17 protein-coding genes, 4 tRNA genes and 1 pseudogene are annotated in these 23201 nt (G+C 44.9%); 12 read left to right on the top strand and 10 right to left on the bottom strand.

Annotated elements, in window-relative coordinates; translation table 11 throughout:
• Positions 1-110 precede the first annotated feature (110 nt).
• The 8 genes and pseudogenes from NI470_RS00295 (at position 111) to NI470_RS00260 (ending at position 6003) form a co-directional block, all read left to right on the top strand.
• Positions 111-186 (top strand) — tRNA-Glu (locus NI470_RS00295).
• 114 nt (positions 187-300) lie between these two features.
• On the top strand, positions 301-1713 hold the full coding sequence (locus NI470_RS00290) for an amino acid permease (protein ID WP_004279544.1): 1413 nt from the start codon (positions 301-303) through the stop codon (positions 1711-1713).
• Between the two features lie 82 nt (positions 1714-1795).
• Positions 1796-2688, top strand: a pseudogene (locus NI470_RS00285) (alpha/beta fold hydrolase).
• A 245-nt stretch (positions 2689-2933) separates the two neighbouring features.
• Positions 2934-3845, top strand: coding sequence for an alpha/beta hydrolase (locus tag NI470_RS00280; RefSeq protein ID WP_253147615.1), 912 nt, complete (start codon positions 2934-2936; stop codon positions 3843-3845).
• Positions 3846-3976: 131 nt separating this feature from the next.
• Positions 3977-4052: transfer RNA gene (locus NI470_RS00275), tRNA-Glu, on the top strand.
• A 24-nt stretch (positions 4053-4076) separates the two neighbouring features.
• Positions 4077-4152: transfer RNA gene (locus NI470_RS00270), tRNA-Glu, on the top strand.
• A 46-nt stretch (positions 4153-4198) separates the two neighbouring features.
• Positions 4199-4274: transfer RNA gene (locus tag NI470_RS00265), tRNA-Glu, on the top strand.
• 307 nt (positions 4275-4581) lie between these two features.
• On the top strand, positions 4582-6003 hold the full coding sequence (locus tag NI470_RS00260) for an iron-containing redox enzyme family protein (RefSeq protein WP_253147616.1): 1422 nt from the start codon (positions 4582-4584) through the stop codon (positions 6001-6003).
• A 64-nt stretch (positions 6004-6067) separates the two neighbouring features.
• Here the strand turns inward: NI470_RS00260 and NI470_RS00255 are convergent, their stop codons facing one another.
• The 5 genes from NI470_RS00255 to NI470_RS00235 form a co-directional block, all read right to left on the bottom strand.
• Positions 6068-7312: an NADH:flavin oxidoreductase/NADH oxidase family protein gene (locus NI470_RS00255; protein WP_253147617.1), complete on the bottom strand. Its 1245-nt coding sequence runs from the start codon at positions 7310-7312 to the stop codon at positions 6068-6070.
• Between the two features lie 129 nt (positions 7313-7441).
• Complete coding sequence (locus NI470_RS00250) at positions 7442-8452, bottom strand: ABC transporter permease (RefSeq protein WP_253147619.1); 1011 nt, start codon at positions 8450-8452, stop codon at positions 7442-7444.
• Positions 8452-9498, bottom strand: a complete 1047-nt coding sequence (yejB, locus tag NI470_RS00245) for a microcin C ABC transporter permease YejB (protein ID WP_153566988.1) — start codon at positions 9496-9498, stop codon at positions 8452-8454. Before yejB ends, NI470_RS00250 begins: the two co-directional genes overlap by 1 nt.
• Before the next feature lie 24 nt (positions 9499-9522).
• The gene (locus NI470_RS00240) at positions 9523-11364 is read right to left on the bottom strand and encodes an extracellular solute-binding protein (RefSeq protein WP_253147620.1); all 1842 of its coding nucleotides are present in this window, start codon (positions 11362-11364) and stop codon (positions 9523-9525) included.
• Between the two features lie 10 nt (positions 11365-11374).
• Complete coding sequence (locus NI470_RS00235; RefSeq protein WP_253147621.1) at positions 11375-14668, bottom strand: LysM peptidoglycan-binding domain-containing protein; 3294 nt, start codon at positions 14666-14668, stop codon at positions 11375-11377.
• Between the two features lie 207 nt (positions 14669-14875).
• Here NI470_RS00235 and dnaQ point away from each other — a divergent pair, with 207 nt between their 5' ends.
• The 3 genes from dnaQ (at position 14876) to nudC (ending at position 18809) form a co-directional block, all read left to right on the top strand.
• Positions 14876-16264, top strand: a complete 1389-nt coding sequence (gene dnaQ, locus NI470_RS00230; RefSeq protein ID WP_253147622.1) for a DNA polymerase III subunit epsilon — start codon at positions 14876-14878, stop codon at positions 16262-16264.
• A gap of 125 nt (positions 16265-16389) precedes the next feature.
• The gene (locus NI470_RS00225) at positions 16390-18033 is read left to right on the top strand and encodes a chemotaxis protein (RefSeq protein WP_253147623.1); all 1644 of its coding nucleotides are present in this window, start codon (positions 16390-16392) and stop codon (positions 18031-18033) included.
• Positions 18033-18809 carry an NAD(+) diphosphatase gene (nudC, locus tag NI470_RS00220; protein ID WP_253147624.1) on the top strand — a complete coding sequence of 259 codons (777 nt, stop codon included), beginning with the start codon at positions 18033-18035 and terminating at the stop codon, positions 18807-18809. Before NI470_RS00225 ends, nudC begins: the two co-directional genes overlap by 1 nt.
• Before the next feature lie 105 nt (positions 18810-18914).
• Here nudC and NI470_RS00215 read toward each other — a convergent pair whose 3' ends face one another.
• The 4 genes from NI470_RS00215 to NI470_RS00200 all read right to left on the bottom strand — a co-directional run bounded on the left by NI470_RS00215 (position 18915) and on the right by NI470_RS00200 (position 21993).
• Complete coding sequence (locus NI470_RS00215; RefSeq protein ID WP_253147625.1) at positions 18915-19796, bottom strand: alpha/beta hydrolase; 882 nt, start codon at positions 19794-19796, stop codon at positions 18915-18917.
• Positions 19786-20472 carry a BON domain-containing protein gene (locus NI470_RS00210; RefSeq protein ID WP_004279522.1) on the bottom strand — a complete coding sequence of 229 codons (687 nt, stop codon included), beginning with the start codon at positions 20470-20472 and terminating at the stop codon, positions 19786-19788. The genes NI470_RS00215 and NI470_RS00210 overlap by 11 nt, the downstream gene beginning before the upstream one ends.
• Before the next feature lie 133 nt (positions 20473-20605).
• Positions 20606-21022 (bottom strand): YraN family protein, encoded by a 417-nt coding sequence (locus NI470_RS00205; protein ID WP_005107460.1) that lies wholly within the window; start codon positions 21020-21022, stop codon positions 20606-20608.
• 11 nt (positions 21023-21033) lie between these two features.
• Positions 21034-21993: a penicillin-binding protein activator gene (locus NI470_RS00200; protein ID WP_253147626.1), complete on the bottom strand. Its 960-nt coding sequence runs from the start codon at positions 21991-21993 to the stop codon at positions 21034-21036.
• Between the two features lie 10 nt (positions 21994-22003).
• Here NI470_RS00200 and rsmI point away from each other — a divergent pair, with 10 nt between their 5' ends.
• Positions 22004-22846 carry a 16S rRNA (cytidine(1402)-2'-O)-methyltransferase gene (gene rsmI, locus NI470_RS00195; RefSeq protein WP_253147627.1) on the top strand — a complete coding sequence of 281 codons (843 nt, stop codon included), beginning with the start codon at positions 22004-22006 and terminating at the stop codon, positions 22844-22846.
• A gap of 91 nt (positions 22847-22937) precedes the next feature.
• On the opposite strand, the gene NI470_RS00190 is transcribed toward rsmI, so the two are convergent.
• Complete coding sequence (locus tag NI470_RS00190) at positions 22938-23192, bottom strand: hypothetical protein (protein WP_005246889.1); 255 nt, start codon at positions 23190-23192, stop codon at positions 22938-22940.
• Positions 23193-23201 lie beyond the last annotated feature (9 nt).

Raw genomic sequence — 23201 nt, 5'->3', positions numbered from 1 at the left:
ATAAAATAAAGTTTTTGTTTTGCCTAATGTTTAAACTGTTAAATGAATTTTAGCAAAAACCCTTTTGACAAAACCCGGCTTAGTCCTTAATATACGCATCACCTCGCAACGTCCCTATCGTCTAGAGGCCTAGGACATCGCCCTTTCACGGCGGTAACCGGGGTTCGAATCCCCGTAGGGACGCCATCTATTGATCTCATACGATCAGACCTTATTCGAAATTACCATTATTCGATTGCAGATTTGTAGTTTTTCACTACAATAGCTCGCTTCATTCCTTTGAAGTATTTCTTATTTCCTATGCACTCATCTCCGAATGATGCTACGCATCAGGGCAATTCTGCGCCTTTAAAACGCGCTATGAGTACTCGACATCTGGTCATGATTTCGCTTGGTGGCGCAATCGGAACAGGCCTATTCTTAGGGTCGGGTGAAGTCATTGCACAAACGGGGCCTGTAGGTGCCATTCTCGCTTATCTCCTGGGCGGTATTATCGCGTACATGGTGATGCTATGTTTGGGCGAACTTGCCGTTCATATGCCAGAATCTGGTTCATTTGGTGCTTATGCCAAACGTTATATTGGACCAGGCACAGGCTATACCATCACCTGGTTATACTGGCTGACATGGTCGGTCACTCTCGGAACTGAATTTACTGCAGCGGCTTTGCTGATGCAGGAATGGTTCCCGGACATTTCTATGTGGTTATGGACCATTATCTTTGGTGTATTCGTATTTAGTCTCAATATGATTTCGACCCGCTGGTTTGCCGAATCCGAATTCTGGCTGGCACTGGTAAAAGTGGTCACGGTTGTTGCTTTTATTCTTTTAGGTCTATTGGCCATCTTTGGTGTTCTGGGCTATCAAGGCTATGAAGCTGCGCCTTTATTTACCAATCTAACTGCACAAGGCTGGTTCCCTGAAGGTCTATTCCCGATTTTTGCTACGATGCTAATTGTGAACTTTGCCTTCTCTGGTACCGAGCTGATTGGTGTGGCTGCCGGTGAAACTGAAGATCCTGCGAAAAATGTTCCTAAAGCAATTAATACTGCGATTTTCCGCTTATTAATTTTCTTTGTAGGTACCATTATCGTGGTAACAGCCTTACTTCCGCATCAGGAAGCAGGCTTAGCTGCTGAAGGCGTGAGTAGCAGTCCATTCGTAACCGTATTCCAGCACATTGGTATCCCATATGCTGAAGACATCATCCGCTTTGTCATTATCACTGCATTGTTGTCTGCCGCCAACTCGGGCTTATTTGCTGCTTCTCGTATGATGTGGTCATTGTCATACAGCAAACAGTTGCCTGCCGTATTCTCAAGACTGAATGCTCGCGGTGTACCGTATATTGCAGTCATGGTGACTATGCTAGGTGCATTGCCAGGTTTATTGTCTGAACAGTTTGCGCCAGAGACGATCTTTACCAACTTGCTGGGCGTTGCGGCGTTTACCATGGTGGTGGTCTGGATGAGTATTTGCTTAAGCCAGTTCAACTTCCGTCGTCAGTGGTATAAACAGGGTCATACGGCAAAAGAACTGGGCTTTGCTGCACCATTGTTCCCGATTGTTCCAATCCTGGGCTTTGTGTTCTGTTTTATTACCTGTATCAGTATGGTCTTTGATCCATCAATGCGTATCAGCTTCATAGGCTGTCTGCTATTTATTGCAGCGTGTTATGCAAGTTATTATGCCTTTTATCACAACAAGTCTTAATCATCAGTTTTAAAAGAGCGGCTCCGGCCGCTCTTTTTTTATCTATACTATAACCATAGTGGGCAGCCTTAAGGGTGCGTCGATGAAAATTGTGTTTATTCACGGCATGAACAAGCAACAATATACGGCTACTTCATTACGTCAACATTGGCTGCATCTCTTCAAAACAGGCCTTCAGAAAAACCTACAACAGCAAGCCCGTTTTACTTATTTAAAACGGCATATCCGTATCCCTTTTTATGGCGATTTACTTTCTCGGCATCATTTTCATAACGTCTTGAATGCCAGCACCCTGATGCCGCAACAGTGGCCGCATTTCCCTTTTTTACATCCCGCACAGCTGCAACCGGCATCGCCACCAGACCAGTGTACCTATCAAATTTGTGACGTCCCGCAGTCGAATATTGATGATGTCCTGAATTTCAATCAAAAACTGAAATTCATTACAGCATTAAGCAAAGATATTGCCTTGCGGGATTTTGCGGTACTCATCAATTATTTTCCCAGCTTACATGCCAGCTTTTTGCATAAGTTTTGCTGGAAACTTATCTTTATTTGGCCAACCCACATTTTATGCAGGAAGTTCACCGCCGCATTCATGATCAACTCTATAGCAGCAGGCCACAGATTCTGGTGGCACATTCGCTTGGCAGCGTGATTGCCTATAATTATTTGATTCAGCATCCGGAGCTGAATATCAAGCGTTTTATTACTCTTGGATCACCGTTGGCATTTCGGGTCATCCAGGCTCATCTGCCGCAACCGATTGTACGACCTGCTGCAATTTCAGGCGATTGGATAAATTTCTATTGTAGCGATGACTTTCTGACTGCCTTTCCATTATCAGAACCACCCTTCCAGCTTCAGCCTGCGATTATTAATCAGGAGATTCATACCTCCATTTATCATCCGCATGATATTGATGGTTATATTCAGCATCCAGACGTCATTAAAGCGCTACTGGAATTGCTATAAGACTCACGTCAAACTCTAAATTCAACTTTTACCGTTCCATTCATATTCTTCTTCTATTCAGTAAAATCTTTCATCCAGACCTACCAATTTACTGCTTTTTCTGCCTTTTTTATAAATATACGGATGTCTGTTAATGATTGTTTTATCGAAGATAATTTAAACATTAACGCCACAAAAAGTGCAGCTTGGCTTGCCGCAATTTTCTCTATACTGTGAATATATAGATCGACCTCCGTGAGGTATCGATGAAAGTTATTTTTATTCATGGAATGAACCAGCAACATCACAGTGCTGCATCGATTCGCCAGCGCTGGCTGCATATACTTCAAAAAGGCATTCGCAAACACCGTCATGATGCCAGATTTAGTTATTTACGACGTCATATTCACATTCCATTTTATGGAGACTTGCTTTCACACTATAACGTTCGCAACATCCTGAATGCTGGAACCTTGATGCCCCAGCAATGGCCCAGCTTTCGTTTCCGTCAACCTGTCCATCCTCAGCTTCCTGCACCCGTTCCACGTCCTGGCTGGCGCAAGCCCGTGATTTCAGATCTTCCTCAGCTTCATCTGAATGAGCCGATGGATTTCAAACAGAAATTCAAATTTATTACTACGCTAAGCAAAAATGTTGCACTACGAGACTTTGTATTATTGCTTAATTATTTTCCCAGCCTGCATCGTAGCCTGCTTCAGAAATTTCTGATTGAAACCTATCTGTATCTCGACAATCCTGGTTTCATGAAGGAAGTTCATGAACGGATTGCCCGGCAATTGAATGGTCGCAAACCTTGCATTGTGATTGCTCATTCTCTGGGCAGTGTGATTGCCTATAACTATCTCATCCAGCATCCTGAACTGAATGTACAGCGTTTTATTACTTTAGGATCGCCATTAGCCTTTCAGGTGATCCAGTCACATTTACCGCAACCCATTGTACGACCTGCAGCAATTACAGGCGACTGGATAAATTTTTATTCAACTGATGATTTTCTTACCGCCTTTCCTCTTACACAACCGCCATTTCAGTTTCAACCCGCAATTATTAACCACGGCATTCGTACCCATATTCACCGCCCGCATGATATTACCGGCTATTTACTGCATCCGCAGGTAGTAGAAGCAATTCTGGAATTGCTTAAAAATCCGGCTTAAACCATGTAATTTTCCAGTATTTCCACAAGATTGTTTTAAATTTACGCACTCAATCCAGAAAATCATTTTTTTTATGGAAATGCGTTTGACACCCCCCAGTTTTCACCCTATTATACGCCCACCTCTGAAACGTCCCTATCGTCTAGAGGCCTAGGACATCGCCCTTTCACGGCGGTAACCGGGGTTCGAATCCCCGTAGGGACGCCAATTTTCAGAAGTACATTTTATTAAGTCCCTATCGTCTAGAGGCCTAGGACATCGCCCTTTCACGGCGGTAACCGGGGTTCGAATCCCCGTAGGGACGCCATTACTTCAAGCTAAAAGTAGCGGTTTTAAAATTTATCTTCTGTACTGTCCCTATCGTCTAGAGGCCTAGGACATCGCCCTTTCACGGCGGTAACCGGGGTTCGAATCCCCGTAGGGACGCCATATTCGAGATGGCAACATCTCAACAAAAAGCCCGAGCATTGCGACTCGGGCTTTTTTTATCTTGCAAATTTTATTTCTCGAATCTTTAAACCCAGTTTTTATCATTTGTTCAAATTACTCCCTCACTCTTTCGGCTGCCATCCGATTCTTAATTTTACAATTTGTATTGTTTTAACATTTCTATTCATAGAAATATCCGTTCATTTTCATTTAAAGCAATACACCAATAAATTAGAACAAAAATTCAACACCCTGCTTTTAGAGGGCACGTTAAGGTAAATCAAGAGAAATCTGCAAGGATCAGATTATGTTCGTCAGCACAGAGCTAAGTTTACCTTTATCGCCAAATAAAAATCATAATTATCAAATTAAAAGCTTTAAGGATTGGGTCGACTTTTTTCAAGATACTGAAATTTTGACATATACCAAAACCGAAAAAGCCGAATCTTATTTGAGCGATCTGATTAAAAATTTAAATATTGATACTCTCGGATGGTTGGATCAGCCTGCACAGGTTGAACAGCATCTTTTAGAACAACATCATCAGGTTTGTGCGACTTTCCAGACCTATGTCAATCGCCGGAAACAGCAGCAGCCCCGGGAATATTTTCCGACGGTTTCTCAGGCTTTCGAATTCCTGGCGAAAGTTGCACCGGTTAAACTGGTCGATGGTGCTTGGTTGTATTCAACCGTGCCAAACTGTAATCAGCCCGAGTTGAAAGATTTGATTTACATCTATCTCGAAGAGCTTGGTTTAGGGCATCCGCGTGCCAACCATGTCACCATGTATCAGGACCTGTTGAGTCATTATGAGCTGAACAGTTATGCCGAGCATTTAGATGATAGTTACTACGAACAGGCTGCCGTACAGTTGGCACTGGCTTATGCCCCGGCCAAGTATCTACCTTTGGTCATTGGCTTTAATCTCGGTTATGAACAGTTACCACTGCATTTGTTAATCACCAATTATGAACTGGCTGAACTGGGTATCGATCCGCATTATTTTAATGTGCACATTACTATTGATAATGCTCACAATGGTCATGCGCAGAAATCCCTGCAAGCATTTATCCAGCATTTTAATCATGCAGAAAACCCAGAAACTTATCTGGAACTGATTAAAAAAGGCTATGTCCTGAATGACCTTGGTAGAAGTTCTTCCCAAATCATCAAGGAACTGGATATTGGGCAGATGGCTTTAAAAGTTTTCCAGAATAAAGCGCTGATTGGTCAATATATTCATAATCAGAAATGCCAGTTTAGTGGCAAGACCATCAATGACTGGTTGTCCGATCCTGCCCAGATTGCCGAGTTTTTGCAGGTCATGATTGAAAAAGGCTGGATAGTGAAAGATGCGCCAATAGAACAAAGCCGCTTCTGGAAAATGATCGATCATCCGGAAGGTAAAATGTTTGGTGTCTTTAATGCGACTGAAAAACAGATTATTAAAGACTGGATTCAGGGTGCAGGCTTGGCAACTCGCCTGTCGTTACGTAGTGCAGCCCTATCACAGGCAAAAATTGAACTTGCAATGAGCCGTATGGACCAGCAGCGCTTGAATCAGTTAAAAAGTCGCTTCATGCGCTGTGAAGGTGCGGAACAGAAAATTGATTTACTGATTCCTTATACTGCGCCGCATATCCATCACACAGAAATAGGCTTATGGGCGACTCGTCAGTTAAGCCAGTTATTATTTCCTTTTCAGACCCAGGCGATGCATTATTCCTAAAGCACTCCTAAATGCCAGAAATTAAAAAACCGGACATTTGCAGTGTCCGGTTTTTTAATAAAGATTAAGCCGATTTTCGCGAGTTTAATTGTCCCTTGATCACCGCTTTGACATTGCCTTTCAGATACTGCAAAAAGACCTTTAGTGGTGACAGCTTTGGATTAGGCTGCTTGCCTTTGGCAATTTCTTTAAACTGCGCGGCATACCAGATGATTTCCATAATCGCCATTTTGTCGACCATTGGAATACCGGTTTTAATTTTCTCAACCGCATAACGTACATCATGCCCTGCAACCAGACGATTGCCCAAGTCAGGTTCTACCGCAAAGGGACGTGCAATCCCGACAAAATCACAAGCACCACTGTCAAGCGCGGCATTCATGCCTTCAACAGTTCGGAATCCACCAGTGACCATGATATGGCACTTCACTTCCTGACGGATTTTTTCGGCAAAATCGAGGAAATAGGCTTCACGAGCAATGGTCGAGGCCTTGCGCTTGTCTGCTTTCACGCCGGCCATCGCAGGTGCTTCATAGCTACCACCTGACACTTCAATGATATCAATGCCTGCAGCGTCCATCGCCTTAAAGACATAAATGACATCTTCTTCGCTAATACCACCGCGCTGGAAATCAGCTGAATTCAGCTTGACTGAAATAATAAAATTTTCCGAAGTCGCAGCACGAACAGCCTGATAGGTTTGCAGCAAGAAACGGGTACGATTCTCAATACTACCACCCCATTGATCGTGACGCTTATTGGTCAGCGGTGACAGAAACTGGCTAATCAGATAACCATGTGCCCCATGCAACTGCACCCCCTCAAATCCTGCTTTTCCACAGATAGCAGCCGAAGTGGCAAAGCGCTGGATAATATCCAGGATTTCATCTTCACGCAGTTCCCGCGGGGTTCCAAAGCTCATTGCCAAAGCCGGACTAAATGGGACTGCGGACGGTGCAACCGTTTCTTGATTCAGGCCCTTGGGACACTGGCGGCCCGGATGCGACAACTGGACCAGTTGTACCATGCCATGCTGTTTGCCTACGTCGGCCCAGACTTTGAGCTGCGCCAGATCGCGTTCTGTTTCTACCACTACGACCCCCGGTTCATTCTTGGCACGATAATCCACCATGACATTACCCGTAATAGCACAACCCAAGCCACCTTCGGCCCATGCTTCATACAACTTGAAATGCGCCTGATTGGGCTGGCCGGCATCATTGGCCAGTGCTTCACTCATGGCACCTTTAATGATGCGATTTTTAAAAGTGGTATTACGAATTTGAATGGAATCGGCCAATTGAGTCATGATCTGTCCTGATACGTTACTATTATTTTGTATTCGTTTATAACGTAAGCCAGAACAATTGACAATCAGTCTTGTCAAATTTACACAATTTTATCTGCTTATTTTTTTATGGTTAAAGATTTTTGTGATTTAGTTTCTTGGATCAAAAGCATCCCGTACTGCTTCTCCCATATAGATCAGCAAACTCAGTACAATCACCAAACTAAAGAATCCAGACAATGCCAGCCACGGCGCATTTAAGTTGTTTTTGGCCTGAAGCAAGAGTTCCCCTAGGGATGCCGAATCGGGTGGCAAACCATACCCTAAAAAATCCAGCGCTGTCAGTGCAGTAATATTGGCGGTTAGCATAAAAGGTAACTGTGACAGGCTAGAACCTATCACATTGGGGAGAATATGTTTGAACATGATCCGTCCATCCCCGGCCCCGATACTTTTTGCTGCCCAGACATATTCCAGATTTCTGGCGCGTAAAAACTCAGCGCGCACCATACTCACCAGTGTGGTCCAGCCAAATAACAGCATGATCAGAAACAGCCAGTAAATACTCGGGGTAAACAGACTGACCAGTACCATCACCATAAACAGCATCGGCAAACCACTCCAGACTTCGAGTATGCGTTGCCCGATCAGGTCAATCCATCCACCATAATAACCCTGAATTGCCCCTGCTAAAATTCCCAGCGCCGCAGACAATAAAGTCAGTGCAAAACCAAACAGTAATGAAATCCTTAAGCCATATAGAATCCGTGCCAGAACGTCACGGCCCTGATCATCTGTTCCCAGCCAGTTTTGCGCACTCGGGGGCGATGGCACCGGTTCAGCCAGTTCAAAATTTGGCGTTTGATAGGAAAACGGAATGATGGGCCAGATCGCCCAGCCTTTTTCTGCAATCAGTTGCTGTACGGCAGGATCTTTATATTCTGCTTCTGTCTCAAATACCCCACCAAAAGTGGTTTCCGGATAGGATTTCAGGATGGGCAGATAAAAAGCATGATCATATTTCACCAGCAAGGGTTTATCGTTAGCAATCAGTTCTGCACCCAAGGAAATGATGAAAATAGCACTGAAAATAATGAAGCAGCTAAAGCCCAGCTTATGCTGCTTAAAACGTTGCCAGCGTACTTGCATCAAGGAAGACATTATTGTGATCCTCGACGTGAACTGAAATGAATTCTTGGATCAATCAGTTGATAGAGCAAATCGCTGAGTAAACGCAGTATCAGACCGAGCAAGGTGAAAATAAACAAAGTACCAAAAATCACCGGATAGTCACGCTGGATAATTGCCTCAAACCCTAAAACACCTAACCCATCCAGATTAAAAATAATCTCGATAAACAGGTTGCCCACGAAAAACACCCCGATCAGAACTTCGGGCAAACCTGCGATGAGCACTAAAATGGCATTCCGGAATACATGCCGATATAGCACTGCATATTCAGTTAAACCTTTTGCCCGTGCAGCCAGGACATATTGCTTGCTCAGCTCTTCAACAAAGGAAAATTTGACCAGATAGGTCAAACTGGCAAATCCGCCGAGCACCATGGCCAACAGCGGCAAGGCCATATGCCAGAAATAATCCTGAATTTTCGCAAAGAATGAGAGTTCAGCAAAATTTTCAGAGCGAATTCCCTGCAAGGGAAACCATTGCAGATAAGACCCGCCAGCAAAAAAGACGATGAGTAAAATGGCAAAAATAAAGGCTGGAATGGCATAGCCTACGGCTAACATTAGAGAGGTGGTCTGATCAAATAGACTGCCATGTTTTCGGGCTTTTCTGATTCCTAAAGGAATGGAAACCAGGTAAATCAGCAAGGTACTCCACAGACCTAAAGAAAGCGATATGGGCAATTTCTCCCAGATGAGCTCAGTCACAGGCTTGTCTTTGAAAAAACTCTGCCCCAGATCAAACTGCGCATAACGCGTTAGCATTTCCCAAAATCGAATATGCAGCGGCTGGTCAAAGCCGTACTGGATATTGATCTTCTCAAGCATCTCCGGTGTGAGGCCTTGCTTTCCCTGATACTGCAATCCGGTATGCGCCAAACTATTAACCTGTTGCGCCTGATAAATCGCCTGCTCCACCGGACCACCGGGTGCCAGCTGGATCACCATGAAATTGATCAGCAAAATGATCAGCAAGGTTGGAATCATCAGCAACAGACGTTTGAGAATATAAGTGCTCATGGCACTCCCTGATAGGCTTGGAGCTTAATGCTGTTTGAAATAATCAGCCACATGTCTGGCCTTTGCCGCATCGACCCACCAGTAATCAATCCCGGCGGAGAGTTTAGGTTTTCGTTGCGGCTGCTGATACATATTCCAGTAAGCATACCAGTATTCGCCCGTACCATAAGTCAGAATATGATAATAGCCTGCTCGCAGTAAACGGTCTAATGCTCGGGTACTATTCACCAGCTGTTCACGGTTTTGAGCTTGAGTCACCTGCTGAATGACTCCATCAATGGCCGGATTTCGAATACCGGCATAATTATAATTACCTGACTGCGTGGCGGCCTGACTGCCCCAGAACTGTTTCTGCTCCTGCCCCGGTGTCAGGGATTGCGGCATGGTATCAACCATCATATCAAACTGATAATTCCGCAGCCGTTCATAATATTGCGCGGTTTCTACCATACGAATGCTGGCCTGAATGCCCAAGCGTTTTAAATGACGTAGATATGGCATCAGATCACGCTGTTGCTCCGCCTGATGCAACAGGAACTCAATCTGTACCGGTTGACCCGCAGCATTGACCAACTTCCCCTGTTGATAACGATAGCCTGCCTTTAATAGCAATTGACGGGCTTTTAACAGATTGTTCCGGTTAAAACCGGAGGCATCTGACTGAGGATATTTCCAGTCCTGCAGTACAGCCTGACGTTGAACCGGATCAAGCTGCTTTAAATGGGGTTTTAAAATGTGCAGTTCTTGAATGCCTGGCCGTCCATGAGATGCAAGCTCGCTATTGGAAAAAAAGCTGTTCAGGCGCTGATATTCACCATAGAACATGGCTTTATTCAGCCATTCAAAGTCATAGGCAAAACTCAAGGCTTGGCGGAAACGGATATCGGCAAAAGGCTGACGGCGGGTATTGAATATCAGACTCTGGGTCGGAATCGGGTTGTGATGCTGAAAGCGGTAACGCTGCACCTGTCCTTGCCGAACGGCGGGAAACTGGTAGTCTTTCACCCAGCGGTTGACCTGTTTTTCCTCATGCAAGGTAAATTGGCCTGACTTGAAAGCTTCAAACTTGATTTCAGGACTACGATAATAACGATACTTGATCCGGTCAAAATTATAACGCCCGCGATTGACCATCAAGTCTTTGCCCCAGTATCGGGGATTGCGTTTGTAGCTAATACTACGTCCAGCATCTATGTGTTCAATGACATAAGGCCCTGAACCCAGCATCGGTTTCAGCGTCAATTCTTTAAAATTACGTTTTTGCCATTCCTGTTTAGAATAAATGGGCATCTGCGCGACAATCATCGCCATTTCCGGATTATGTCCGGATTTAAAATGCATTTTGACCTGTAAAGGTGACAGGACTTCCAGCCGGTTTAAATCAGCCAAATACATCTGCAGGCCAAAATTGGACTGGGTCTGAAACAGTTCAAAACTGTATTTGACATCTTGTGCAGTTACCGGCTGGCCATTACTAAACCGTGCTTTCGGATTTAAATGAAAAATAATAAAGGCGGTTTTCTTGGGGTCAAAACTGACTTTTTCCGCCAGCAAGGGATAGTACACACCGGGCTCATCCAGTGACTTGGACAGCAAACTGTCAAAAATATAGTTGCCCCCTTCAGTGACATTGCCCTTGCCATTCATGCTGTTTAAATTATCGAAACTGCCATCAGCTGCTAGAATCAGCGTACCGCCTTTCGTTGCTTGCGGATTGGCATAAGGCAGGGATTTGGCCTGGGCATATTTCGGCTGGCTATGTAGTGCAATATATGGGGTGGTGATCAGGGCTGCCCAACTGCTACTTACGAGCAGCGGGGCTAGCCAGATCAACCTGAAAGTTTTAAATAAATGCGCGAATCTCATGATCCATTCATTAATTCGGCACTTTAATCACATCACCAATACGCAATTGTGTATTTGGTTTGAGATCATTCATTTCCGCCAGTTCATTGCTGTTCAGACCATAACGTGAAGCCAGACCGATTAAGGTATCACCGCGTTTGACTTTATAATCCGTCACCAGTTTTGGAATCTGAATGGTTTGACTGACACGCAATCCTGCGCGTGGACTCAGATTATTTAACTGAGCCAGGTCGGTCACGCTTATGCCTAAACGGCTGGCAATTACATTCAGGGATTCACCGGATTTTACCGTATAGGATTCAGTTGCCTTAGAAGCTACAGGCTTAGCTGCCACTTTCACGCCTTCAACTTTTTTATCTGCCGGAAAGTCACCCTCAATTTTTAAACGCTGACCAATACGCACTGTGCTATTGGTATTCAGGCCGTTCAAATCTGCCAGATATTGCAGTTGTAAATGATACTGACGTGCAATAGAGCTTAAGGTTTCCCCTGACTTCACCACATGCGAATCCGATTTTGTATTCTTGACCGCAGTTTCCGCGACCACTTCACTTACCGGTTCTGTCACGTCACCACTCAGTTTCAGACGCTGCCCCACTCGCAAACCTGCATTACGTGACATGCCATTCAGGCTCGCCACCTGGTCCATTGACAAATTATATCTTGCGGCAATACCGGTCAGCGTATCACCCGATTGAACCGTATAGGTTTCAGGGATTTGACTGCCGGCTGGAATCTTGATGGTCTGACCTATACGTAAACCACTATTGGCAGACAACCCATTCAGTGCAGCCAGTTCAGAGACACTCAGCTTGCTTTGACTGGCAATGCTATACAGTGTTTCACCGCGTTTGACCTGATAGTTTTCAGTTGCAGTCTGATCGACTTTAACATTTTCAAACTTCTGTTCAGTTTTCTGGTTAGATGTTGTTAGCCCTTCAACTTCCTGAAGTGGTACATTGATTTTCTGTCCCACCATCAGACTGCTACCGGCAGTCAGACCCGACGTTAATGATGCCAGTTCGGTATTTGAAAGCCCGTAACGATCGGCAATCAGTTTCAGATATTCACCGCGTTTCACCGTATAAGATTTGGTCTGAACCTTGGCAGTTTCAGCTTTTTTAATCTCTTCAGCTTTAGATTTAGAGGCAACCGTTTCTTTCAGTGACAGCTTTTGCCCAACAAACAGACCGCTATTGGTACTCAGTCCATTAAAATCAGCCAGTTGTTTCACGCTAAAACCAAACTGATTCGCTACGCTAGTCAGAGAGTCATTGGCCTGAACCACATAAGTTTCCGGCTTTTCTTTGGCTTTGCTGGCTTCCTGTACCGGTTTGGCATCATACAGATAAATGGTGGTACCCACATACAGCGGAGAATTTGGATCAATCTGGTTCCATTTCGCCACATCACGCCAGTTCACGCCATTTTTAGCCGCAATCAGGGCCAGATTATCACCAGCGATAACTTTATAGGTACTACGTTTGCCTTTTGGAGCGACTACCACCACTTCAGAATCCGTCTTGACGTAATTTTTACCCTGATTTAGCTTGGCTTCAACCGAATTCGCAGTGGTATTGTCAGCAACTTCTTTTGGATAAGAGAAGCCTTTGGTGAGTTCTTTACCTTGCTGCTCAGCCACAGACAGGCTGGTTTGAATGGCAGTCAGCTTGATTTTACCGTCATAAGGATCAACAATTTCTGTGCCTGCCGGTGCCAATGCTTTCAGCTCTTCAACCACTTGGGCCTGTTCTGCCGGTGTTGCGACAGGCTGCAGAATTTCATCTACAGTTTTCTGAATATCCTGTGCAGTGGCCACCTGCTGAACTTGCTGACGCTCAGCTGCCGAAATCGGTGGTTCGACCTGAATCTGTTTCGCTGGCGCTGCAGGTGTTACAGCTACCGGAATGCGCGGCGCACTTGGAATTGGCAAATCACTTTGTGCCGCAAAACTGGCCAAGGCAGATGAGCCTAGAGGCGTCGAAATCTTTTTCGTAGTCTTCGTTACAGTATTTGCCGTTGTCGCGGTACTTACCGCTGCTGTGACAACAGGTGGCGTACTTGTAGCTTTAGCCGGAGTCGTTGTTTTAGCAACGGTCGTTGCAGGCTGATTACTAACAACCGCTGGCGGCGTCTGTTTAGAAGGCGTAATCGTTTTCGTATTTAATTCTGGCGGTGCTGCTTTGGTTGGCACCCCTGTCGTCGTATTTCGCGGCAGGCTGTTCGTGTTACTCGCCCATAAACCACCTGAACCGGATAATTTTTTCAGCTTTTCATCGACTGAAGGACTTAAATCAGCTGGAATCAGAATACGGCGCGGACTTGCAGGGTCAATATGATCACCACGATGACCCGGGTTTAATTGATACAGTTCTGCACGGCTTAGACCAGTGATGGCTGCAATTTCATTTAAACTGGCAACGCCCACTGGCACTTCACGGAAATGCGGACGGTTGGCAATCGGTGGCAAACTCACCCCATAACTGCCCGGATTTTTAATAATTTGTGCAACCGCCAGGAAACGTGGCACGTAACTCATGGTTTCTTGTGGCAGTTTCAATGACCAATAATCGGTAGGCAGACCTGCGGCTTTATTACGGTTAATTGCCTGCTGGATACGTCCTGGGCCTGCATTATAAGAAGCAAGCGCCAATTCCCAGGAACCAAACTGGTTATACAGACTGCCTAAAAATTCATAGGCTGCACGGGTCGATTCCACTACATCACGGCGACCATCGTATAATGAGGTCTGCTTTAAACCATAAATACGGCCGGTACTTGGAATAAATTGCCATAAACCTGCCGCCGCCGCACTACTGGTCGCAGCCGGATCATAAGAACTTTCGATAATCGGTAACAGCGCCAACTCGGTCGGCATACCACGGCGTTCTGCTTCTTTTACCGTGTAATATAAATAACGTGATGCACGCGCACTTAAGCGATCCAGATAAGGCTGACGTGAAATAAACCAGCCACGCTGCGCATCAATCCGCGGATTCCAGACACTTAGGTCCATCTTGAAACCCACGGTCATGCGTTTCCAGACATCACCATGTTTCAGAATCTGTAAACGGTCACCTTCGACTGCACGCATATCCGTTGCAGAGAGTAAATCTTCCAGTCCATCCAGACTGCTGGCATCCAGATATTGTGATCCAACTTGCTTGCTTGATGCTGTTTGGGTCGCACTTTGTGTAGATGAACAGCCCGTCAGTCCTAGAGAAGCAAGCGCAGTTCCCAGTACAGAATATTTTAAAAATGTAGGTAATGTCGGCTGCCACAAAATTGCGGTTGGTTTATACATAAAGAAATCCAAACAACTCGTATATAAATTTATTTTTTAGATATGCCATTGTAGTGAAGCATGTCGAAGACTCAAGCCAATAATTTACCGCGATTTCACGTTAAATGTTACAAGAAATTAAAAAATCCCGGACATATAGATTGATCGACTGCATTTGCGCTATACAATAAGCCTTCCAGCTTGTTCTATTTTGATCGGATTTCATCTATGTCACACACTATCACACTTTATGTTGATGGCGCCTGTCGCGGCAACCCGGGTTTAGGCGGTTGGGGTGCGTACATTGTTAATGGCCAACAAGAACACAAAATTTATGGCGGTGAAGATCATACTACCAATAACCGCATGGAGCTGACGGCTGCGATTGAAGGGATTCTGTTTTGTGACAAGCAAGACAAACTGGTGATCTATACCGATTCCAAGTATGTCAAACAAGGCATTACCGAATGGATTCATGGCTGGAAAAAGAAAAACTGGAAAGATGTCAAAAATCCGGATCTTTGGCAAAAACTCGATGAAGTCTGTCAGGGACGTGAGATCGAATGGCACTGGGTCAAAGGTCATGCTGGACATCCGGGCAATGAAATGGCCGATCAGCTGGCCAATCTGGGTGCTGATGAAACCCTGAAAAAATCCAAGCAAAGCCCTTCAATCTCTGAAGATAAAAAAAAATCTGAACCCGACTGGTTGCTAGATGATCCTTTCGGCCTGGATCTGGCCGAGAGCGAAGAAGAAGAGCTGGAAGAACTGCCCGAAACCATCATTGAAGTGATGGTTGAAGAAATTGTACAGACTGAAGTTTTAGCAACGGACAGCAATGAAGATGCTTCATCTTCAGAATCATCTGCCTCGACTGAGCTACATCCGCAAATTGTCATTACACCAGCAAAGCTACAGCTGCATGGCCCACGACAACTGATTCTGGATACCGAAACCACCGGTTTTTATTATCAGGATGGTGACCGGATTATTGAAGTTGGCGCGCTAGAAATGATTAACCGCAAACTGACCGGCAGTTCGATTCATATCTATATCAATCCGAAAACACCGGTCGGTGATTCTGTCAATGTCCACGGGATCACCGACGAATTCCTGCAAGACAAACCGCTGTTTGAAGAAATTTCTCAAGTGCTGTTTGACTATTTACACGGCGCGGAAATTATTGCGCATAACGCGACCTTCGATATGAACTTTCTGGATATGGAATTCAAACGCGCAGGTTTTAAAACGCTCTCCGAAGTCTGTGACGTCACCGATACCCTGGCACTGGCCAAGTCCAAGCATCCCGGTCAGAAAAACTCGCTAGATGCCTTAGTGCGCCGTTACGAGATTCCACAACGTGACCGTACTTTCCACGGTGCCTTGCTCGATGCGGAAATCCTGTCCGATGTTTATCTGGCGATGACCGGTGGACAGGTGTCTTTTGATATCGATGCCCTGTCCCAGTCTGAAGACCAGAACAGCCGTTCAGGGATGGCCAGAGTTGAAATTGAATTACCGGTGATTCTCCCGTCAGAACAGGAATTACAGGAACATGAGAATTGGGTCAAACAATTCGAAGAAAAACATGGAACTGCTTGCCTTTTCGCGAAATAAAATCTACATTTCCGAGGATACTTTAGGTTTAAAACTATCGTTCTTCAGTTATAGTAAATACAAAGAGGCCCCGTAGTTTAAAGCGGGGCTCATATATAGATAATACTCCAGGAAAGGTGCAGATCATGTCTTACCAAACCTCTATACATTTTGATCCAACAGCTTTACTGATAATAAAAAATGAGGTTGATAACTCGATCAAGTTAGTCGAATCAGCAGTAAGCACCTTGGTAGAAGACCAGACTTTACCTTTTGGTATTGATGATGCATTAAATCAGTTCGAACAATGCGCCCAAGTTCTGGCACTCATCGACATGTCCAGTCTGGCAAAAGTCGCTCAATATTCAGCAGAACTGATGCGCAAGATTATGGGGAATCCGGCGCAGGTCAATACTCAAGAAGTGATCGCCTTGAGTGAAGGCACCACTATGCTGAAACGCTATATCGAATTCATCTGTCTGCGTGAAGTAAAAATTCCACAGTTTTTGCTGGATACCCTGAACCGCTTGGAACTGGCTTTGGGTAAACCACTGACGACTGAAGGCCAGCATGTAGAATCGCTATTAGATTGCGTCACTCCTGATTTTGCGCTGCCACAGGCACCAAGTCTGGAAAAATCCCAATATGTACACCGTCTGTATAAGCTGTCACTCAACAAGCTGATCAATCAGGAAGAAAGTGAACTGGATTTGCAAGCCATCAAACTGGTGGGGGCTTATCTGGCCGGACTTGCAGAACAACATGACAGCAAGCAGTACTGGAATCTGGTCTATATCGCGTTGAACAATATTGATCACTTGCTGATTAATGAACCACGTCTACGCACACTGGTGAGCATTGAACGCAACATGGCACAATATTTTAGCTCAGCAGACAGCTTCAAGGCTTCGTTGTCAGATTTAGCTAATATTCTTAGCCTGTGTATCAGTCAGGAAGATGAAACTGCGCAATCTATCCGTAGCCAGCTCAATGTTGGCGATGACCTACTGACCGATATGCAATTACAGGTCTTCAGTCGCCACCTGTATGGTCCTGACTTTGAAACCATGCATACCATCAGCGAGTTGGTGACCACGGAAATGGCACAGATTCGTAATGACATCGAGTTCAACTATCAGAACATGACGCCTGAAAAGACTCAGGAACTGCAGGCACAACTGAATAATCTGGCGAATATCTTCAAGGTATTGAACCTGAATGAAGCCTATCATGACCTGACCCGTCAGGCCGCTTCACTGAGCCAGCCGGAGATGATGCAGGATGCCAGCTTTGCCCAGCAGTTGATGAATGTGATTCTGTCTGCCATGAACTCGATTGGAGTGCTGGAACGTCATCATACTTCGAGCCGCTTGCAGCTGCGCGTCAACAACATGAATATTTCTCTGGACCGTCTAGATGAAGCACACGCTGCTTTACTCACTGAAACCAAGGCTCTAATTGAGCTTTCCAGCCAGATTCTCAGCAATTACCTGCAAGATCATGACTTGACTACCCTTGAACCTGTTCCGGTACAGTTTTGTGAGATTGGCGGCGCGATGCTGTTCCTGAATGCAGAACATGTTCGTACTGCGTTCACCACCACTGCGGAATTCATCAAGAACCGTATTGATCTGTCGATTGCATTGAGTCCGGAAGAAATTCATCGTGCTTTAGACACTCTGGCCAGTGCCGATATGATGATTGATAACTTAAAGAACAAACAGCCTGTATTACAGGCGATGTTTCAGGTAGCATTAGACAGTAGTGAGAAACTCAAAATAGTTGCCTAATGTCCAAATTATCACTTGCTTATATTTTTCAACAACAGCAACTGCTGGTCGATCAACACTTTCAACTTCCACGGGTTGAAGCCTTGGCAAGTGATTTGCTACTCCACACGGGTGATCAGGTGATTGCCCGTGACCTCCTTTCCGATGAGTCAATTCCTGCAGGCTTGCAACTGGTTCCTATCCGTCAGCTGTTACAGTTCTGGAATACCCAGCAATTCGAACAGGCCAGTCGTGCGGTACAACTTTTAGAATGGCGCCGTAACCATAAATTCTGTAGTCATTGCGGTACAGCGACTGAAGCGCATGCTGTTGAATATGCCATGGTCTGCCCATCCTGCAACTACCGTCAATATCCACGGGTACAGCCTTGCGTTATTACTGTTATTACCAAAGGCAAAGACGAGATTTTGCTAGCCAAAAACGCGCGCAATACCAAAAGCCACATGTATGGCCTGATTGCCGGTTTTGTTGAAGTGGGTGAAACTCTGGAAGATGCAGTACGTCGTGAAACGCTGGAAGAAGTCGGTCTGCAGCTCAAGAATATCCAGTATCTGGCCAGCCAGCCTTGGCCGTTTCCAAGTAACCTGATGATTGCCTTCAAGGCAGAATATGCTGGTGGTGAGCTACAGTTGCAGGAAGAAGAAATTAGCGATGCACAATTCTTTAAATTCGATCAGCTGCCTGAAATTCCGTTTAAAGGCAGTATTGCTCATGCCATGATCATGCATGTGACCCAAGGCACGGCAGTCGCAGACGACACCAAGACCTGGCTATAAATCTGTATTTGAAAGATTTAGCTCAACGGCTCAAAAAAAGAATCCAGTGGATGATCTCTCCTGGATTCTTTTTTATCTATTGCTTGGTTAAACCAAATATCAGTCTTAAGATTTAAATGCATCCTCGAGCGCCCAAAGCACCTGTGCCTTGGTCTGGAAAAAACGGCTAAACAAACTGGAGAGTGAACCCACAATCGTAATATGACCAAGTTTCGGAATTTGAATCAAATGGCTATGATTGCCCTTCTCTTTCAGTACGCGGTCCAAATCCTGGCTATTGAAATGCCCAACAATCTTGTCTTTTTCGGCAATAAACAGATAATGCCGCGTTGAGCTATTTCTAACAAAATAATAAGGCATGACCTGCTGATAAGGCACCGCCTGATCAAATGCATCGGCACAGATCGGATCATTTTTGTAATCAAAATGATAAGGCCCCGCCAGACCAATAATCGCCCGGATTTGACTATGATCAATACTGGCAGATTGCGGATGATACAAGGCAGACATGACATTGAATGCCCCGGCAGAATGTCCCATCAGGACCAGATTTTCTGCACAGATCTGCAACTGTCCAGCTGACTGCTGCAAATGATTGAGCAATAAATATAGATCATGAATATAGGTCGGAAAAATATGTTGTGGCGCCAGATGATAATTCATCACCACCACATCATAGCCGTCTTTAGCAAAAGCCTCACCGATAAACTGGTAATCCTTTTTATCGCCATGCAACCAGGCACCGCCATGTACAAACACAATCAGGGGACGATGAGGCAAAGGCTGCTGACTTCGAAACAGGTCAAAGCGTTGCCGGGATTTCAGACCATAGGCCAATTGTGTTTCGACCGTGTAGCCCTGTTTCGGGGTTAAACGATTTAAAGCATAACTGCCAAAATCGTATAACCGGAAATCTTGATAGTGCTGTTGAAACTGCAAAATATGCTGTGAGAGTTGGGTTTTAAACTGGCCGACCTTATGGTTCATAGGTCGGTTCAACCGTATCAGGATCAATGGCAACCGGCGTCTGTTCAATACCCGGCTGCGCATATGCCGGTGCGGCAAAGTTTTGGTTAGCCAGGCTTGAATATTGCTCAACATTATCAATCAAGGTCACAATTTTAGTGACATTACCCACCTGTTGTAACACCTGATTCAGGTCAGCAATCTCGGCACCATTTAAACGACCCATCACATACAGTACGCCATCTTCAGTATGCACATGCACTTTACTATCCGCTACCACAGTCGCTTTCATGATCAAGCCACGGGTATTTGCAGTCACCGCAGTATCCTGCATGATGGTGCTATAGCTGATCTGATTGCCGACAGTAATAAAATTATGTACCGCTTTGACATCACTCATGGATTTGACATTATCTTCAGCCAGTTGCTTTAAATGGGCATCCGGCACCTGACCGGTCAACAAGACATTGCCATGGAAACTTTCAATATTGACCCGGGCCTGCTTAAAGCGCGAATCCAATTTATAAAGATTAATTTTTGCAGTACGGACAATTGAGGAATCAATAAATACCTGCCCCAAGGTACGCGCCCCACTTTCAGTTCCGACAGGAGCCGTACCTGTGCCGCTGGAAATAAAACTTGCACAACCTGATAAACTTGCGACACACAGCATTGTTATTGCAATACGCTTAACCACTCAGCAAGACTCCTTCATTTTATTACGTCTTTTTCAATCTAATAATCTGTTTTCAAGCTCAGATCATGTCAATTCTGCTTGAACTTTACAATGATCTTGAAGCAAATATAAGCATCTTTAGACCTTATTTTGTTCAAAGGTTAATAAACTCTTGATCAAAAGTAAAAGCATTTTCAATCCATTCCAGATCATAAGGGTATTGCGAAAAGTCATGCTGTATGGTTTTTGCAAATTGCTGTTTAAAATCAAAACAAATCACGTCAAAACGATAGTAATAGTGTGCAAATTGTGGATTTTTCTGAATAAAGCACATTGCCGTCTTGAGCATCTTTACCTGTTTTGCTCTGGAAATCGACTCGATCGCTTGCGCATATCGGGTTTGCGCACGTGCTTTGACTTCCACAAAGACCAGTTCCTGATCACGCACCAGAATCAGATCCAGCTCGCCATAGCGACTGTGATAATTGGCTGCCAGGAACTGAAATCCATGGTTTTGCATCAATTGGGCCGCTTGCTGCTCCGCCCATGCACCTAATTGCTGTCGTAGCATTCCTCTTTCGCTCATAGTAGCTTGACGCCTGTGCCACTATACTGAAAACATTGTGGACTACGCTGAATACTGTGGTCCGTGATTTCAATCCGGCCAGTTCTACCCTGAAATTCAATATGCTGCAAATGCGGTTGTGACAGGTACTGCTGGGTAATCTGCCAGGCATCTCCCCCGAAGGCAATCAGCCGCTGATAGGACATATCCACCGGTTCTTTAGCATAGGCCTGTACAACATCTGGCCAGTCAGCCAGATAAAGTACCGGAACATCACAGAACTTGATCCCTTTCGGGGGTCTATGCTGCTCGCTGATCGCATTGGCCACGGTATACATCCGTTTATGGCTTAATTCAGGTATGGCAGCCAGCCCTTCTGCATTGCCGAGGTATAACAGCCCTTGTTTTGGCATTAAAAAAATGGGCGCCTTGTTCACGATCTTGAATTTCAGATCACTTTGACTGAACAATGACATCAGCAACAGTTCATGCTCGGCTTCACTGCCCGGCTGGCGTAAAATCAGCAGCTGTTGAATTCCATCTTTGTGCAATAAGGTTTTTAAGGCAGCGGCATCTTCTTTTTTGGACAGGCTGAATTGCCAGACTTGGGGTGATGACCCTGCTACATCATTCAGGCTGAGGGTACGTACTTTAGGTTTGCTCCTAAGTAGTTGTTCTACATCGCTACGCGCCAATGGACCCACCACCATTTTGGTTTTTTTATTGACATGCTGCTTCAGTAGCTGGGAGATATTTTTCTGATTGGAATTGACCCATTTCAATGGGACTTTCTGCCCGGAAGTAGCATAGGCGCTGAGAAATCCCTGTTTGATACTCGATGCAGCTCGCGCCAAAGGTCCGGATTCGGGTAGAATGATCAACACTTCTGCTTGTACGCTGCTGATGTAGCTGATTAAACACAAGCCCAATATTTTATTTTTAATCTTCCATTTTTTATTATTCAATTTATTCCACATGGAGAAACCTATGAGTGCTCAGTTATTTGTTGTTGCGACTCCAATCGGGCACTTAGATGATATTAGTTATCGTGCACTTCAGGTGTTAAAGTCGGTGAGTCTTATTGCTGCCGAGGATACACGAACTTCAGCACAATTGCTTAAACACTTTAATATTCAAACACCTCTGACCGCTTGCCATGAGCATAATGAAAGCAACAAGATTGATCAGCTGATCCAGCGCCTGCTGAATGGCGAAGATATGGCCCTGATCAGTGATGCTGGCACTCCCCTGATTAGCGACCCTGGCTTTAAATTTGTCCGTGCTGCACAAGCGCATAATATTCGCGTGATTCCTGTACCTGGTGCTTGTGCGGCTATTGCTGCCTTAAGTGCTGTTGGCTTGCCGAGTGACCGCTTCAGCTTTGAAGGTTTTCTGCCATCCAGACAAAGTCAGCGCCTGCTGAATCTGGAAAAACTGAAAGATGAAACCCAGACTTTAATTTTCTATGAAGCACCGCACCGGATTCTGGAGTCCGTTAAAGATATGGCCAGCGTATTCGGTGCAGATCGCCCGGTCGGTTTTGCGCGTGAAATTACCAAGACTTTTGAAACTATCAAGAAAATGACCTTGGGTGAGCTGGTCGAATTCATTGTCAATGATCACAATCAGGAAAAAGGCGAAATTGTTTTGGTGATTGGCGGTGCCACCGAAGAAAAAGATCTGGATCAGGAAAAGCTGGATAAATTATTGAATCGCCTATTACAGGACCTTTCGGTCAAAGCTGCTTCACAACTGGCTGCAGATTTAACAGGTATCAAAAAGAAAATCGCTTATCAACGTGCTTTAGAACTGACTTCAGCAAACGACTAATTGCTCTAGATATTTCTATCTCATTTTGGTTTACAAAAAAAACACCACAATTGATGTGGTGTTTTTTATAAGAGGCAAGTTAATCAATAACTTATTCTTTGGCTACTGATTCATCTGCCGGGACTTCAACAATACGACCACCATTGGCAAGGAAAGCCGCAATTTCGTCTTCAAGTGCCTGACGTTTCTTTAACTTTGCAGTGACGGTTAAGGTTTCAGCTTCTGCAAGATCGGTATCATTCACGACCTCTGTGCTATCTGCTGCGCCTTTTTCAGCTGCTTTTGCTTCATCATCGTCAACGATTGAATCTTCAACGTCATCATCATAATCATTCATGTCTGTCATTTGCATCTC

It is taken from the genome of Acinetobacter lwoffii, from assembly GCF_024129115.1.
Lineage (GTDB): Bacteria > Pseudomonadota > Gammaproteobacteria > Pseudomonadales > Moraxellaceae > Acinetobacter > Acinetobacter lwoffii_T.
Note: the sequence above shows the minus strand (reverse complement) of the source record. Positions and strands in the feature narration are given on the sequence as shown.

Coding starts and splice junctions, on each gene's coding strand:
- NI470_RS00290 (WP_004279544.1), top strand. CDS start 301: ATGCACTCATCTCCGAATGATGCTACGCATCAGGGCAATTCTGCGCCT.
- NI470_RS00280 (WP_253147615.1), top strand. CDS start 2,934: ATGAAAGTTATTTTTATTCATGGAATGAACCAGCAACATCACAGTGCT.
- NI470_RS00260 (WP_253147616.1), top strand. CDS start 4,582: ATGTTCGTCAGCACAGAGCTAAGTTTACCTTTATCGCCAAATAAAAAT.
- NI470_RS00255 (WP_253147617.1), bottom strand. CDS start 7,312: ATGACTCAATTGGCCGATTCCATTCAAATTCGTAATACCACTTTTAAA.
- NI470_RS00250 (WP_253147619.1), bottom strand. CDS start 8,452: ATGTCTTCCTTGATGCAAGTACGCTGGCAACGTTTTAAGCAGCATAAG.
- yejB (WP_153566988.1), bottom strand. CDS start 9,498: ATGAGCACTTATATTCTCAAACGTCTGTTGCTGATGATTCCAACCTTG.
- NI470_RS00240 (WP_253147620.1), bottom strand. CDS start 11,364: ATGAGATTCGCGCATTTATTTAAAACTTTCAGGTTGATCTGGCTAGCC.
- NI470_RS00235 (WP_253147621.1), bottom strand. CDS start 14,668: ATGTATAAACCAACCGCAATTTTGTGGCAGCCGACATTACCTACATTT.
- dnaQ (WP_253147622.1), top strand. CDS start 14,876: ATGTCACACACTATCACACTTTATGTTGATGGCGCCTGTCGCGGCAAC.
- NI470_RS00225 (WP_253147623.1), top strand. CDS start 16,390: ATGTCTTACCAAACCTCTATACATTTTGATCCAACAGCTTTACTGATA.
- nudC (WP_253147624.1), top strand. CDS start 18,033: ATGTCCAAATTATCACTTGCTTATATTTTTCAACAACAGCAACTGCTG.
- NI470_RS00215 (WP_253147625.1), bottom strand. CDS start 19,796: ATGAACCATAAGGTCGGCCAGTTTAAAACCCAACTCTCACAGCATATT.
- NI470_RS00205 (WP_005107460.1), bottom strand. CDS start 21,022: ATGCTACGACAGCAATTAGGTGCATGGGCGGAGCAGCAAGCGGCCCAA.
- NI470_RS00200 (WP_253147626.1), bottom strand. CDS start 21,993: ATGTGGAATAAATTGAATAATAAAAAATGGAAGATTAAAAATAAAATA.
- rsmI (WP_253147627.1), top strand. CDS start 22,004: ATGAGTGCTCAGTTATTTGTTGTTGCGACTCCAATCGGGCACTTAGAT.
- NI470_RS00190 (WP_005246889.1), bottom strand. CDS start 23,192: ATGACAGACATGAATGATTATGATGATGACGTTGAAGATTCAATCGTT.